Here is a 15,068-nt window from a genome sequence, read left to right on the forward strand (position 1 = left end):
CGCGATGATTCAACGAGGTGAGGAAAAAGGTAAAAAAAGTGTGTAACGATGATTTAACAGGAATGCAAAACGTTTTGCATATTTGCCCGCAGGCTACCATCATTAGAGTTCTTTCCCCGACTTCTTCATATTTGGTACTCCTTTGCAAAATCCCGGCGTAGCAGTGGTGCAGGCGATTAAGCGCACGGCGTGGTATCCCAAACGTCGTTCTTACCGCACGCTGTACTGGCGTGAAATTTCGCCTCTTGCAGTCCCGATCTTTTTTGAAAATGCCTGCGTGCTGTTAATGGGCGTGCTCAGTACCTTCCTGGTCAGCTGGCTAGGTAAAGAGGCGATGGCAGGCGTTGGCCTGGCTGACAGTTTTAATATGGTCATCATCTCCTTTTTTGCCGCCATCGATCTGGGCACCACGGTGGTGGTCGCTTTCAGTCTGGCAAGGCGTAATGGTAAACGGGCGCGTGCCGCTACGCGGCAGTCGCTGGCGATGATGACCATTTTGGCGCTAATTCTGGTCATTGCGATTGAGTTCTGGGGCCATCTGATTATTGACGCCATTGCCGGCGCTGCCGAACCGAAAGTAAAAGCGCTGGCGCTGAGCTATCTCCAGGTTTCGGCATGGAGCTATCCGGCAGCGGCCATCACGCTAATCGGCAGTGGCGCGCTGCGTGGGGCAGGGAATACCAAGATCCCGATGCTGATTAATGGCGGGATGAACATCCTCAATATCATGATCAGCAGCGTACTTATTTACGGCTGCTTTTCATGGGATGGATTAGGGTTTGTCGGGGCTGGCCTGGGGTTAACCATTACCCGTTATATCGGCGCTTTCGCCATTATTTATGTGTTAATGATTGGATTTAACGCCTCGCTTAAAATCACGCTGTCCAGCTATTTTCGTCGCTGGAACAGCAGCATACTTTATGAGGTACTGAGCATTGGCGTGCCTGCCAGTATCGAATCTGTGCTGTTTAACGGCGGTAAATTGCTGACCCAGGTATTTGTGGCTGGCATGGGCACCAATGAGATCGCGGGTAACTTTATTGCGTTTTCTGTTGCCTCGCTGATTAACCTGCCGGGTAACGCGCTTGGATCGGCTTCAACCATCATCACCGGAAAGCGGCTGGGTAAATACCAGGTATTTCAGGCTGAACGACAGGCGAAGCATGTTTTTTGGCTGGCAACCATTTGCCTGTCGTGCGTTGCGGCCCTGACCGTTCCGCTGGCGGGCTTGTTGGCACGTTTCTATACCAGCGATCCTGAAGTGATAAATGTCACGAAACACCTCATCTGGCTCAATGCCTTGTTTATGCCGATTTGGGCAGCGTCGTGGGTTTTACCGGCTGGGCTGAAAGGCGCGCGTGACGCACGTTACACGATGTACGTCTCTATGTTTAGTATGTGGTGTGCAAGGGTCGTGGCTGGCTATTTGCTGGGCATTGAACTGGGAATGGGCGTCATCGGCGTCTGGCTTGGCATGTTCCTCGACTGGACAGTGAGAGGGCTGTTTTTCTGGGGAAGGTTCACCAGCGGTAAATGGCTGAATAATTACCGTAAAATGATCGCGAAAGCCGGGCCATCCTAATTCCTTTTCCTGATTTGTTATCTCTGTCGCCGCTTTAACCCGGGTGGCGACGATAAATACTGCCATTCAATGCCTGAGTGATTTCAGCCCATACCGCTGTTCACATCGGGCCATTGGCACGTCCTGCGCTTGTGCAATCCACCGCGGCTTAGTCTCTGGCTGTATTAAAATCACTCACATTGCCTTTTATTGATCCAGCTTGCGGCTAAAACCAACACTGCTCCCCGATATATTACTTAAGATAATTCTTAATTTAGCAATACTTAAAATATTTAACTTTTTGTATTTATTGGTTTTTTAATAAATGACACGCTTCGTGTTTTCTAAAAATTTGACTTAATTACGATCTCAGACTTAAGAAAATCAGCTTCAGGGCGCTTCGCTGGCCGTTTTATCCCTTTTTACCATGATTAAATATTCATACTACTAATGTTTAATTATCTAAACGAAGCGGCTGACAGGGCTAAATCGCGGTTTTTTATCGCCTCGATAGCATTTGGTTAACAAGTGCCTGAAGTTTGAGATAATACTATACATTAATATTTTTACTATTTAAGCTCGCTCGGGGCTGTGTTGAATTTTTTAAGGCATTATGTAAAGCTGTGTAAGATGTTAAGAAATGGAAAAGAACTTTACACAGGCGAGCAGGATGTTGAGGCTCGTGCGGTAGCTATGGTGCTGCAGTTTAATTTGTAAGCCATTGATTTATTGCTATTTGTGTGAGATCGACTGGAATTTAAGCAGGATGTTGCCATTCTCCCCACACTTATAACGATTAATCAGCCTTATTAAACTTAACGATTCAGCTTTATGAATCGGTTTTGCGCAACGCTTAACCAGGCTGCCTTAATGACGTTTGCGTTTAGGAATTTGTCAGTTTGCTGAATGTTTAACCGCGAATTCAGCCGTCTTGTTCCGGTCATCAGGTTTCATGGGCAGTTTCACACCTGCTCACTCTCATCGAATAGAAAATTTTAAACTCACTACCTCATCTCATTCAGGCAAATTGTGTTGTTAATCAGTGTATTGGCTCCAGATGGCAGCCAGCATCGCTCGTTCTGCAACAGGGTTTGCTTAACACCGGCCAATGGCCACTTGTTTGGGTATTAATGGAACTAAATATGAAGAAAATGGTGAACTTTCGAATTGCATTAAGCCTGATGTTTGTCTTTGCTGTTGCAGGCTGTAAAACACCGCCAAAAATGACTGATGACACAATGGTGAGCAGCACCGTTGATGGCACAACCCTGATCCATCGTCATGCCGTTGCTGCGCCGGCGCAGTTCTCCGCATTAAATGAATCCTATCGCGCTTTATATCCTGCATCGGTGATGACGCGTCCGGACTTCGGCGGCAAAGTCGTCGAAACCCTGAAAACAGGTGAAACCTACACCGTTGTGGGTCAGGTTGAAAATAACTGGCTGGCATTAGGTGAAGAAGCGCAGGCTGAAGCGCCACCAGCAGCCAGCGATGCCAAAGCCACTGACAGCAAAGCGGCACCGGCTCAGGCCACAACCAGCGCGATAAAAGTTGTTGGTTATGTGCCTTTCCGCGCCGTGGTGAAAAGCGATTTGTACGATCAGACCGTTAAAGCCGATCAGCCGAAACGTCGTGCGCGTGCCGCCGCCAAGAAAAAAACCTGTGTTTCTGTAGATGGAAACAGCCAGGCGTGCCAGAACAAGAATAACGGTACCTGGATCATTAACTAAGTCAGGGGCAGGGAGGGACAGAAATGGCACAAACTTACTTTCGCGTTGGCCTGGCAAAATGGATCTGGCCCTTCCTGCTGCTTCTGCTAACGGCATGCAGTAGCAGTAAGCCTGATATTGCGCGATACAACCTGCACTTCCAGGCACATCCTTCCATCAATTCGGGCGCACCTCTCAAAGTCCGGGTGATGTTGCTGACGTCTGATGCAGAATTTATGTCCGCCGACTTCTTCACTCTGCAGAATCAACCCGCTACCGCACTGGGAAATACGCTGCTCAACAATCAGCAGTTTTTCCTGATGTCCGGTCAGCTCAGTAAAACGCTGAGTGCCAAAAGCCTCCCCGACGCGCGCTTTATCGGCATCATGGCGGAATATCAAAAGCTGGATGGCAAGGTGTGGCGACTTGCGCTGCCTTTCCCAGACAGTGACAGCAGCTCGTTCTGGCAGTTCTGGAAAAGCAATGATGGTGAGTTAAACGCCAACATTATCGTTGACGATGCCGGCATGCGTCCCGTTAAGCAATAAAACCGTCTTCAAAGGATGATTATGAACAGAGCCGAAAAGGTTGTTTGGGCGGAAGGGATGTTTTTACGTCCTCACCATTTCCAGCAGGCAGAAAACTTTCTGCAAAGCTCGCTGCGTGAATGGGGCCAGTCGCAACGCCCTTATGTTTGGGGATTTTTCGATCTCGAATTTGATGAAGCGCTGTTGCGGCAGGGTAAACTGGCACTGAGCGCCGCCAGTGGATGCCTGCCGGATGGAACGTTTTTTGCCTTCAGTCAGCCACAACACGGCCCTGCGCCGCTGGACGTTCCCAGCAATACCGACCGCGCCAAAGTGGTTTTGGCCATTCCCGCTCGCCGCAATGGTCGCGAGGCGGTGACGTTTCAGGACGCGCCTGATTCGCTGGCTCGCTATCTGGCCTGGGAAGCGGAAGTTGAAGATGACAATGCGCAGGCTGTCGGAACGGCCACCGTTCAGTTTGGCAAGCTGCGCCTCCGCTTGATGCTGGAGCAGGATCTCACGGCGGAATGGACGGCGATGGGCGTTGCTCAGATCGTTGAAAAGCGCAGCGACAACCATATCCGTTTAGACAATGATTATATCCCTCCCACGTTAACCCTTGCTGGCAGTCGTCCGCTTCAGAGCATGATGACCGACCTGCACGGCATGATTCAACAACGTAGCCAGCAGCTGAGCCAGCGCGCACCCGGAACGGGCCGCTTTAACAGCGCGGATATGGTTGATTTTATGCTGCTGGCGTTGCTTAACCGCCAGTTGGGCCTTCATGCGCATCTGCAGCATCTGCCGCTATTACATCCTGAAACCCTCTACAGCCACTGGCTGCAGCTGGCTGCTGAGCTGGCAACGTGGACAGAGGCGCGCACGCCGGATGCTTTCCCTCTCTATGACCACGACGACCTGCAGGGCTGCTTCTCGCGCCTGACGCTATTGCTCCGTCAAGGCCTGTCGCAGGTGATGGAAGAGAGTGCCATTCAGTTGCCGCTGACGCAACGCTCACACGGCCTGAATGTGGCGACCGTGCCGGATAACAGCATGGTGCGTGAATTCGGTTTTGTGCTGGCCGTAAAAGCAAACGTCCCGGCCGACGCGCTGAAAACGCATTTCCCGGCGCAGATGAAAGTCGCCCCCGTCACCAAAATTCGCGATCTCGTCCAACTGCAGCTACCGGGCCTTGCCCTGAAAGCCATGCCGGGTGCGCCACCGCAGATCCCATGGCACGCAGGATACAGCTATTTTGAGCTGGATAAGAACAGCGAGCTATGGCAGGAGATGGAGCGATCGGGTGCCTTCGCGCTGCACCTTGCCGGTGAGTTTCCGGGCCTGAACATGGAGTTCTGGGCCATTCGCAGTCAGTCAGAATAATTCAAACTGAGCAGGCATGATGCAGGAACAAAATAAACCGAACAGTGATGCTTTTCAGCAGGATCTTAGCCACCAGAATAGTTTGGTGGCTGCAGCGAATCCGCTGATTAACGCGATTCCACAGATTCGTCACTCCGTCTCCCATGACGATCCCGCACGTTTACGTCAACAGCTGATTGACCAGATCCGCCGTTTCGAGCTGGCCTGCCAGCAGTCCGGACTGAGCTATGAGGTGATCGTTGGCGCGCGCTATTGTCTGTGTACGGCGCTTGATGAAGCCGCAGCACTGACGCCCTGGGGAAGCCGTGGCGTGTGGACCAGTAATGGCTTACTGGTAACCTTCCACAACGAAACCTGGGGCGGGGAGAAATTCTTCCAACTGCTGGCGAAACTGTCGCAAAACCCGCGTCAGCACATCCTGTTACTGGAGCTGATCTATTTCTGCTTACTGCTTGGTTTTGAAGGGCGCTATCGGGTTCTGGATAATGGACGCTCGCAACTGGATACGATTAAACAGCGTCTGTTGCAGATGATCAGGAGCGTCAGGGGCAGCTTTGCCGCCGCCTTGTCGCCGCATCCGACCGATCAGCCGGTTCTGCGTAAACTCTGGCGCCCCATGATTCCGCTGTGGGCCTGTGCGGCTCTGGCGGGCCTGGCTGCCTGCCTGTTCTATATCGTGCTGAACTGGCGTCTGGGGGATTACACCTCGCCCGTGCTGGCCAAAATCTACCAAACGACGCTGCCAGAAGTGCAGATTCGTAATCCGGCACCGCCGCCGCCGCCGTCACTGAACCTGAAGTCATTCCTGAAACCTGAAATCGACGAAGGCCTGGTGGCCGTGCGCGATGAGGCAGATCAAAGTGTGGTGACGCTGAAAGGCGATGGCTTGTTCGCATCCGGTTCGACAGAGGTTCGCGGACGTTATGATGCCGTTATCCAGCGTGTAGCTGAAGCCATGAATAACGTCAGCGGGAAAATCCTGGTGGTGGGCTACAGCGATAACGTACCGATTCGCAGTGCCCGATTTGCCTCCAACTATGAGCTGTCTCTGGCCCGTGCCCAGTCTGTTCAGACGCTGTTACAAAAACAGCTGGCAAAACCATCACGCGTTAAAGCGGAAGGGCGGGGTGAAACGCATCCGTTGGTGCCGAATACCAGTGCAGAAAATCGCGCGCGTAATCGTCGTGTTGAAATTACGCTGCAGGTTGCACCTGATACGACGCAAGCTGAAGTTAACGGCCTGGCGAGAGGGAACTAATCCATGCTGAATGTACTATTTGCGGTACTGACCAGCCGTCTGGCCTGGGGCTTTGTCGGTATCACCGCACTTTCGTTTATTATCTGGGTCATTGGCCCGGTGTTCTCGATTGTGGACTCCCGTCCGTTGGAGTCAGAACAGAACCGCGTAATCAGTATTGCGCTGCTCTATGTTGTCTGGGGCCTGAGCCAGGCGATTCCGCGTGTCTATAACTACTGGCTCAACCGTAAGCTGATGTCCAGCCTGGAAACCAGCAAATCGGATACGCCGGAAGAAGACCGCAAGCGACTGACCAGTGAAGATCAGGTGCTGGCCAGCCGCTTCTCTGAAGCGACTGAGATGCTGAAAAAAGCACACTTCCAGCGGCAGAGCAGCAAAGGTGCGCCTTTCTGGGCGCAGCGCTTCAGTCATCAATATCTCTATCAACTGCCCTGGTACATGATCATCGGCGCGCCAGGTGCCGGTAAAACCACCGCTCTGGTGAATTCTGGCTTGCAGTTCCCACTGGCGGACAAGTTCGGTAAGGCTGCGCTACGTGGGATCGGCGGGACGCGTAACTGTGACTGGTGGTTTACTAACGAAGCCGTGCTGCTGGATACGGCGGGGCGCTATACCACGCAGGAGAGCCAGCAGGAGCGCGATGCCGGCGAATGGCATCAGTTTCTCGACCTCCTGCGTAAATACCGTGGCCGTCAGCCGGTTAACGGCGTCATCGTCACCTTGAGCGTGGCAGACCTGTTATCACAGTCGCCCGAGGCCATGCGCAATCAGGCCGTGGCGCTGCGCCAGCGTCTGATGGAGTTACACGATCGGCTCGGTATTCGCTTTCCGGTGTATGTCCTGGTCACCAAAACCGACCTGTTAAAGGGGTTCCGCAGCTATTTTGCCAGCCTGGATAAGGCACAGCGCGAGCAGATTTGGGGTTTTACCTTTCCGTGGGCCAAAGCATCAACGGCTGAATTTGAACTCAGCAGCCAGTTTCAGCAGGAATATTCGCTGCTGCAACAGCGCCTGGATGCCGGACTGGCCGATGTGCTGCTGGCGGAAAGTGATGCCCAGGCACGTGCCGAAAGCTATCTGTTTCCACAGGAGTTTGCGGCATTGCGTCCTCAGTTGGCTGAGGCACTGGATATTCTGTTTGCGCGTTCCGATTTCGAAACGCAGTTCGCCCCGCGCGGCATCTACTTTGCCAGCGGTACGCAGGAAGGCTTACCCTTTGACCGCGTAATGGGTGAACTGACGCGCGCCCTGCATCTGCCAGGCCAGCAGCAGAGTGAGTCGGGCAGTTGGGACAAAGTGGACAAAGACGCGCCGATCCCTCAAAACAAAGGCCAGAGCTTTTTCCTTAAGGGCGTGCTGGAAAATGTCATCTTCCAGGAGTCCGGTCTGGCCGGCAGTAACCGCTGGTGGGAGCTACGTAACCGCGTGGGCCTGTGGTCGGGTTATCTGGCGTTACTGGTTATCGTACTCATTGCCGGTGCACTGTGGCTGGTGAGCTATAACAAAAACAAAACCTACCTGCAGGAGATGGCGGCGAAAAGCCCCCAGGTTGAGCAGCTCGGTGACAAGTTACAAAAAGAGGTGAACGGCAACCTCTTTGCACTGGTGCCTTACCTCAATACGCTGCTGCACCTGCCTGAAAGCGCCTCCTTTTCTCTTGAGCATCCGCCGCTCACGCGCCGGATGGGGCTGTATCGCGGAACGGAAGTCAGTGATGCGACCCAGGCCTTGTACGAAAGGGCGCTGAAACAGCTGCTGATGCCGCAGGTTGCGCAGAATATCACCCGCTGGTTACGCAATGATACGGGAAGTGACGCTGACTACAGCTATGAGGCGCTTAAGGCTTATCAGATGCTGTACCAGCCAAAACACTATGACGGTAAGTTTCTTCAGGCGTGGATGATGTTAAACATCTCACGTGAATTGCCGCAGGACGTGACTCAGGCTGAGGTGAAACAGCTGGCGTGGCACCTGCAACAGCTACTGGAAACGCAGATTCAGTCCTCGCCCTATGCGAAGGATGATGCGCTGGTAAAGCGCGAGCAGGCGCTGATTAGTCAGATGCCGCTGTCACAGCGCGTTTACGGACGCCTGAAACGCCTGCTGGAACGTGATGGCTCAATGTCACCGGTTACCTTGTCCGCGCTGGGTGGACCGCAAAGTGAACTGGTGTTTTCTCGTAAAAGCGGTAAGTCTGTCAATGAAGGTGTTTCCGGGCTCTTTACGCCAGACGGCTACTGGAACCATGTGGATAAACAGATCGCGCCGGTCACGGATGCGCTCTACAAAGACGATATCTGGGTGCTGGGTGCAGAGACGGCCCATGAAGACAGCAAACAAACCGACCTTGCGGTGCGCCAGCTCTATATTCAGGATTACATCCGCCAGTGGGAGCAGTTTCTCAGCGATATTCAACTCAACAGCAGCGCCGATTTGACCCAACGTATTAATACGGCGCGCCTGCTGTCAGGGAATCATTCGCCGCTGCGGCAGTTAGTGATTAACCTGAGCAAACAGCTCACGCTCACCCGGGCGCAGCCTGAAGACAAGAATGCCAAAGATACGGCCGCGTCATCGGATAACAGCGCCACACGAACGCTGCAGGCACTGTTTACCTCGCCGCGCGCAAACGGCGAGCAGGCGGTGGTGCAGCAAACGCCTGAGCAGGCGGTGACCGCGCACTTTGCACCTGTCATCGAGCTGGCACAGCCGTTACAGCAGGGCAGTAAGGTCCTGGCCGTTGATGATTTTCTTAAGCAGATCGACGATCTCTATCGCTATCTCACCGCCGTGCAGGATGCCGCGAATAGCGGTATGCCACCGCCGGCGAGTGATGCCATTAGCCGTTTGCAGGCCAGCGCCGGACGCTTGCCCGGTTCACTGCAAAATATGGTGTCAGGCATGGCAGTGGGCGCCAGCAGCGATGCACAGCGTCGCGACATGGATAACGTTCGCAAGCGCATCACCATGGAAGTCGGCAGCTTCTGCCGTCAGGCGATAGCAGGCCGTTACCCGCTGGTCCGGAATGCACGCAGCGAAGTCACGCCTGATGACCTGGCGCGCATGTTTGCGCCGGGAACCGGACTGATGGACAGCTTCTTCCGCGATAATCTGGCCAGCAAAGTGGACACCACGCGCGCGGCATGGCGTTTCACGCCCGGCATTGATGGCAAAACCTTGCCAGGCGGCGAAGCCTTGCTGCGTCCTTTCCAGCAGGCGCAGTCGATTCGCGACGCCTTCTTTGCCAATGGGGCCACTACGCCATCCTTCCGCGTCACGTTACGGACGGTGAAGATGGATAACGATATCCTGAATATGACGCTGGATGTCGATGGACAGATTTTGCGCTACAGTCATGGACCACAGGCAGTGCAGTTAGTGAGTTGGCCCGGACCAGGTGGAACCAGTCAGGTGCGCATGCAACTGGGGCTAACGAACGGCACGACCTCAACCCTGACCACCAGCGGCCCATGGGCGCTTAATCGCTTCTTTGATCGCGCACGGGTGACGTCGGTAGGTGGACTGACTCGCGAAGCCAGCTTTAGTGTTGACGGCCATAATGTGACGCTGTCATTCACGCCAGGCAGCATTCGTAATCCTTTCCAGCTACCCGCATTTAGCTGTCCCTGAAACAGGACCTGACTATGACCCATTACGCAGCACCTGGCTGGTACGGCAAACTGCCTAGTTCGGGTGATTTTGTTAAACGACGCTTTCCCGATACCTTGCAGCGCCAGTGGTCTAACTGGTTTCAGGTGGGATTGCACCACTGGAAGAGCAGTGCTGAAGGCGAAAATGCGCCTTCTCGGGCTTTTCTTAAAGCCCCGGTGTGGAATTTTGTGGTACCACCGATGTTGGGTACGCAGCTGATTCAAATGGGCTGTCTGACGGCCGCACGCGATAGCGTGGGTCGCCATTATCCCCTCTGTGCCCTCCGCTATTTTACCCCAGCGGAGTGGATGCCTTTGTTGCTGACGCGTTCAGGCGACTGGTATCACCAGATGGGAAATACCTTATTGCGGGCGGTTCAGGATGGCGGTACGCCCGAACAGTTTGATCAGGCGTTGTTGAGCATTCCACTGCCGCAGCCTCAGCAGGATGAGGCGTCATCAGATATTCTGGCGGTGATCGGCAACGGTGAACAGGATTCAACACTGAGCTGGCATCTGCCGTCTCAAAGCTTTGATCCGCAGTTCCAGACCAGTTTCTGGTGGACGAATCAGAGCGACGGTTTTCCGCTTTATACCCATGTCCACAGTGGAAACTTAACCGCGCAGTTATTTTCCCTGTTGTTTGATCCGGCAGGCGGTGCAAAGCCGGGACGAAACGGACTTTATCCCCCGATGTTTGAATCCTGAGGCGAAGCGGATGAGTATTGATATTGACACGTTGCTGATACCGGTAAGCCATGATAATCCGTGCGGTGAAAACCTGGAGTACGACGCGGACTTTCAGGCGATGGAGCAGGCCAGCGTGGGAAAAGCCGAACAGCAGTTCGGTAACACCATTATTCCGGCTGAGCCAGCGGACTGGAACAAAGTTGAAAAGCTTGCACTGGAACTGATGAGCCGCAGCAAAGACCTGCGTGTCATGCTGACCCTGACACATGCCTGGACGCGCCTGAAAGGGTTACCGGGCTATGCACAGGGCCTGCAACTGATTGAACAGGCGATGTTGCAGTTCTGGGAACCGCTCTGGCCTCGCCTTGAAGAAGACGGTGAGCACGACCCGTTTTACCGCATCAACGCGCTGGCTGTGCTGGGCGACCAGTCGGCACTCACGGCCGCCGTTCGTCAGTCATGGCTCATGCGCTATGCGTCCGACGGTATTACGCTGCGTGATGCTTCGGCGCTGTGTGACGGCAGTAAAACAGAGGTGCCAGATTATCCGGGTGGACTGCCGCGTCTGAATGACGAACTTGCACGAGGGGAACAACCGGGCATCGCAGCGATTCAAAACATTGCTGAGCGTTTGCAAAATATTCGCCGCATCGTGATTGAAAAGCTGGATGAAACGGCCTTGCCGGATATGAGTCAGCTGCAACGCAGCATGGCAATGCTGAATGAGCGCTGTCAGGCCACGGATATGGAATCGTTACACTCCCTGGCGGCGGCGATGCAATCCGCACCCGCAACGGAGCAGCAGCCCAGCGTCGCTGCACCACGTGCGGCTACCGACTGGCGCAGTGCCCAACTGAATTCGCGGGCAGAAGCCCAACTTATGCTGGAAAAGGTCAAACAGTACTTTAGTCAGCATGAGCCGAGCCACCCGGCACCGCTGATGATTGACAGGGTACAGCGCCTTATCGAACTCGATTTTATGGACATCATTCGCGATCTCGCGCCCGATGGTGTGCATCAGTTAGAAAACATTTTTGGACGCCGCGACTAAGCTAACAGTCAAGCCTTTACGCAGCGAGACCTGCGCGCCTCCTGCGAGCCTATACCCGCGCATTATTTATGGAGAGAACCATGCCAACAATGAAGTCCAGTGGGCAGAAATTTATCGCCCGCAATCGCGCGCCACGCGTTCAGATTGAATATGACGTGGAAGTCTATGGCGCAGAACGTAAAATTCAGCTGCCATTCATCATGGGTGTTTTGGCCGATTTAGCCGGTAAACCGCTGGAGCCGCAGGCCAGCGTTGACGACCGTAAATTCATGGAAATCGACATCGACAATTTCGATGAGCGTATGAAAGCCATGAAGCCACGTGCGGCATTCCAGGTAGACAATACGTTGAACGGTGACGGCAAACTGAACATCGATCTGACCTTCGAAAGCATGGACGATTTTTCTCCTGATGCCATTGCCCGCAAAGTCGATCCACTTAACAGCCTGCTTGAAGCACGTACCCAGCTCTCCAACCTGCTGACCTATATGGACGGCAAAAACGGCGCCGAAGAGCTGATCGGCAAGATTTTACAGGATCCGACACTGCTGCAGGCCCTGTCACACGTGCCTAAGCAAACGGATGCCCCTGAAGGTAAGGAGGAGCAGTAATGAACCAGACTTCTCAACAACCACAATCGCAGGGCGGCGCCAGCTTTAGTCAGGATGAGTTCAGCGCGTTACTGAACAAAGAATTCCGTCCTAAAAGCGACCAGGCACGCGAAGCTGTAGAAAGCGCGGTAAAAACCCTGGCGCAGCAGGCGCTGGAAAACACCGTGACCATGTCCAGCGATGCCTACCGCACCATTCAGGCGCTGATCGCTGAGATTGACGAAAAGCTGTCTCAGCAGGTTAACCAGATCATCCACCATGATGACTTTCAGAAGCTGGAAAGCGCCTGGCGTGGTCTGAGCTATCTGGTGAATAACACCGAAACTGATGAGATGCTCAAGATTCGCTTTATGAGCATCTCCAAGCAGGAACTGAGCCGCACTCTGAAACGCTATAAAGGCGTGGGCTGGGATCAGAGCCCGCTGTTCAAGAAAATCTACGAGCAGGAATATGGCCAGTTTGGTGGTGAACCTTTTGGCTGCCTGGTGGGCGACTACTATTTCGATCACAGCCCGCAGGACGTTGAGCTGCTGGGCGAGATGGCGCGTATCGGTGCTGCAGCACACTGTCCGTTTATCACCGGTACTGCACCAAGCGTGATGCAGATGGAATCCTGGCAGGAACTGGCAAACCCACGCGATCTGACCAAAATCTTCCAGAATACCGAATATGCTGCCTGGCGTAGCCTGCGCGAGTCTGAAGACGCGCGCTATCTGGGCCTGGTGATGCCGCGCTTCCTGTCTCGTCTGCCTTACGGTATTCGCACCAACCCCGTGGACAGCTTTGATTTTGAAGAGCAGACCGACGGTTCCGACCACAGCAACTACAGCTGGACCAACGCGGCTTATGCCATGGCGACTAACATCAACCGTTCCTTCAAGGAGTACGGCTGGTGTACATCTATTCGCGGCGTGGAGTCGGGTGGGGCCGTTGAAGATCTGCCTTGCCACACGTTCCCAAGCGATGACGGCGGCGTAGACATGAAATGCCCAACGGAAATCGCCATCAGCGATCGCCGCGAAGCCGAGCTCGCGAAGAATGGCTTTATGCCGTTAGTTCACCGCAAAAACTCTGACTTTGCCGCCTTTATCGGCGCCCAGTCGCTGCAAAAACCTGCGGAGTACCACGATGCTGACGCCACCGCCAATGCGCGTCTGGCAGCGCGGCTGCCTTATCTGTTCGCCTGCTGCCGTTTCGCTCACTATCTGAAGTGTATTGTGCGCGACAAGATTGGTTCCTTCCGCGAGCGCGACGAAATGGAACGCTGGTTGAACGACTGGGTGATGAACTATGTCGATGGTGACCCGGCTAACTCTTCTCAGGAAACCAAGTCTCGTAAGCCGCTGGCTGCTGCAGAAGTGAATGTGGAAGAGCAGGAGGACAACCCAGGCTACTATGCTGCAAAATTCTTCCTGCGTCCGCATTACCAGTTGGAAGGGTTAACCGTTTCGCTGCGTCTGGTATCGAAACTGCCTTCGCTGAAGTCGAACGAAAACTAATCGTTGAAACGCTAAGCACGCTCTTCGGAGCGTGCTTCTTGCGAGCAAATGCACTAAAGCATGAAAACATGCCGTATATAAAACAATGGCTGATGTATGTCGTCCCTCATACTTTGATTATGCTGATGAAGCGGAATAAACCTTTTCCTAAAGTGATGTCTTTGGCGAATGGCTTGAAGCTTTCATCATAGATTTATCAGTATAATGATCGACCTGTGTTTAAAATATAAAAACGTCGACTTTGGCGAGCTGAAAATTATTTGGTCTTCTTTAATCGTTTTTTTTTTGACTTTGTTCCAGCAGAGTAATTTTCTTGAAACAAAGTGCGCAACATAATCGGGTTGCCCCATAATTGTCGTGGCTTTTTGCACAATGACATTAATTTGAAATACGAATACAGCAAAAAAATCTCCTGCTATAGCGGTTAATTGTGGTGGGATACTTCGGAGAGCCTGTAGCAACCTCCCGAGTCGAGGCAAAAGTAAAATATGGACTGTTTTATTCAGCCCCATGCTTTTCTCTTTGCCATATAGATGCTTTTTCGAAAGCGACAACTTTTTCCATAACGAAGAGTAAATATTATGGCTATTGATATGTATTTGAAGGTAGACGGTATTACTGGTGAATCTAAAGATTCAAACCATACCGGCTGGATTGATATTACCTCTTTCTCCTGGGGCGCTAATCAGCCGGGTAATATGAGCGTGGGCGGCGGCGGCGGTGCTGGTAAAGTAAACTTCAACGACCTGCACATTAATGCCAAAATCGACAAGGCTGTCACTGCGCTGTTGAAAAACTGTGCCAGTGGTAAGCACGTCACTAAGGTTGAAGTTTCAGTTTGCAAGGCTGGCGGTACGCAAATCGAGTACACCCGCATCACCCTGGAAGACGTGCTGGTCACCAACGTACAGTTCGTGGGCTCTGAGCACGATGATACGCTGGGCGTAACCTATGCATTCCAGGCTGCGAAAGTGAAACAGCAGTACTGGGAGCAGAGCTCTTCTGGCGGTAAAGGCGCAGAAAGCAGCGCTGGCTGGAATATCAAAGAGAATAAAGAAGCGTAATGGAATGCGCCTCCATCTGGAGGCGCACTTTCATATGATCTGTTAAGGCTGGATCAAGAGGGATT

The 15,068-nt window shown here is 53.2% G+C and carries 11 protein-coding genes; all 11 read left to right on the plus strand.

The window, feature by feature from the left end; translation table 11 throughout:
• Positions 1 to 166: 166 nt before the first annotated feature.
• The 11 genes from QLG08_RS02670 to QLG08_RS02720 all read left to right on the plus strand — a co-directional run bounded on the left by QLG08_RS02670 (position 167) and on the right by QLG08_RS02720 (position 15,003).
• The gene (locus QLG08_RS02670) at positions 167 to 1,582 is read left to right on the plus strand and encodes an EmmdR/YeeO family multidrug/toxin efflux MATE transporter (RefSeq protein ID WP_024470994.1); all 1,416 of its coding nucleotides are present in this window, start codon (positions 167 to 169) and stop codon (positions 1,580 to 1,582) included.
• Positions 1,583 to 2,691: 1,109 nt separating this feature from the next.
• Positions 2,692 to 3,291: a hypothetical protein gene (locus QLG08_RS02675; RefSeq protein WP_014593989.1), complete on the plus strand. Its 600-nt coding sequence runs from the start codon at positions 2,692 to 2,694 to the stop codon at positions 3,289 to 3,291.
• A gap of 23 nt (positions 3,292 to 3,314) precedes the next feature.
• The gene (gene tssJ / locus QLG08_RS02680) at positions 3,315 to 3,818 is read left to right on the plus strand and encodes a type VI secretion system lipoprotein TssJ (RefSeq protein ID WP_013026251.1); all 504 of its coding nucleotides are present in this window, start codon (positions 3,315 to 3,317) and stop codon (positions 3,816 to 3,818) included.
• 21 nt (positions 3,819 to 3,839) lie between these two features.
• Positions 3,840 to 5,180, plus strand: a complete 1,341-nt coding sequence (gene tssK, locus QLG08_RS02685) for a type VI secretion system baseplate subunit TssK (RefSeq protein WP_014605520.1) — start codon at positions 3,840 to 3,842, stop codon at positions 5,178 to 5,180.
• Positions 5,181 to 5,196: 16 nt separating this feature from the next.
• Complete coding sequence (locus QLG08_RS02690) at positions 5,197 to 6,438, plus strand: DotU family type VI secretion system protein (protein WP_013026249.1); 1,242 nt, start codon at positions 5,197 to 5,199, stop codon at positions 6,436 to 6,438.
• A 3-nt stretch (positions 6,439 to 6,441) separates the two neighbouring features.
• A complete protein-coding gene (tssM, locus tag QLG08_RS02695; RefSeq protein ID WP_013026248.1) occupies positions 6,442 to 10,068 on the plus strand; it encodes a type VI secretion system membrane subunit TssM in 3,627 nt (1,208 codons plus the stop codon).
• A 14-nt stretch (positions 10,069 to 10,082) separates the two neighbouring features.
• Positions 10,083 to 10,796 (plus strand): type VI secretion system-associated protein TagF, encoded by a 714-nt coding sequence (gene tagF / locus QLG08_RS02700; protein WP_210494352.1) that lies wholly within the window; start codon positions 10,083 to 10,085, stop codon positions 10,794 to 10,796.
• A 10-nt stretch (positions 10,797 to 10,806) separates the two neighbouring features.
• Positions 10,807 to 11,829 carry a type VI secretion system protein TssA gene (gene tssA / locus QLG08_RS02705; protein ID WP_014593987.1) on the plus strand — a complete coding sequence of 341 codons (1,023 nt, stop codon included), beginning with the start codon at positions 10,807 to 10,809 and terminating at the stop codon, positions 11,827 to 11,829.
• A gap of 80 nt (positions 11,830 to 11,909) precedes the next feature.
• Positions 11,910 to 12,440, plus strand: coding sequence for a type VI secretion system contractile sheath small subunit (gene tssB, locus QLG08_RS02710; protein ID WP_014605521.1), 531 nt, complete (start codon positions 11,910 to 11,912; stop codon positions 12,438 to 12,440).
• Entirely contained in the window at positions 12,440 to 13,939 is a 1,500-nt protein-coding gene (tssC, locus tag QLG08_RS02715; RefSeq protein WP_014593986.1) for a type VI secretion system contractile sheath large subunit, read from the plus strand. Before tssB ends, tssC begins: the two co-directional genes overlap by 1 nt.
• Before the next feature lie 581 nt (positions 13,940 to 14,520).
• Positions 14,521 to 15,003, plus strand: a complete 483-nt coding sequence (locus tag QLG08_RS02720; protein ID WP_013026243.1) for a type VI secretion system tube protein Hcp — start codon at positions 14,521 to 14,523, stop codon at positions 15,001 to 15,003.
• The last annotated feature ends 65 nt before the right edge of the window (positions 15,004 to 15,068 follow it).

The organism is Pantoea sp. V106_11, assembly GCF_029967885.1.
GTDB classification, from domain to species: Bacteria; Pseudomonadota; Gammaproteobacteria; order Enterobacterales; family Enterobacteriaceae; genus Pantoea; species Pantoea ananatis.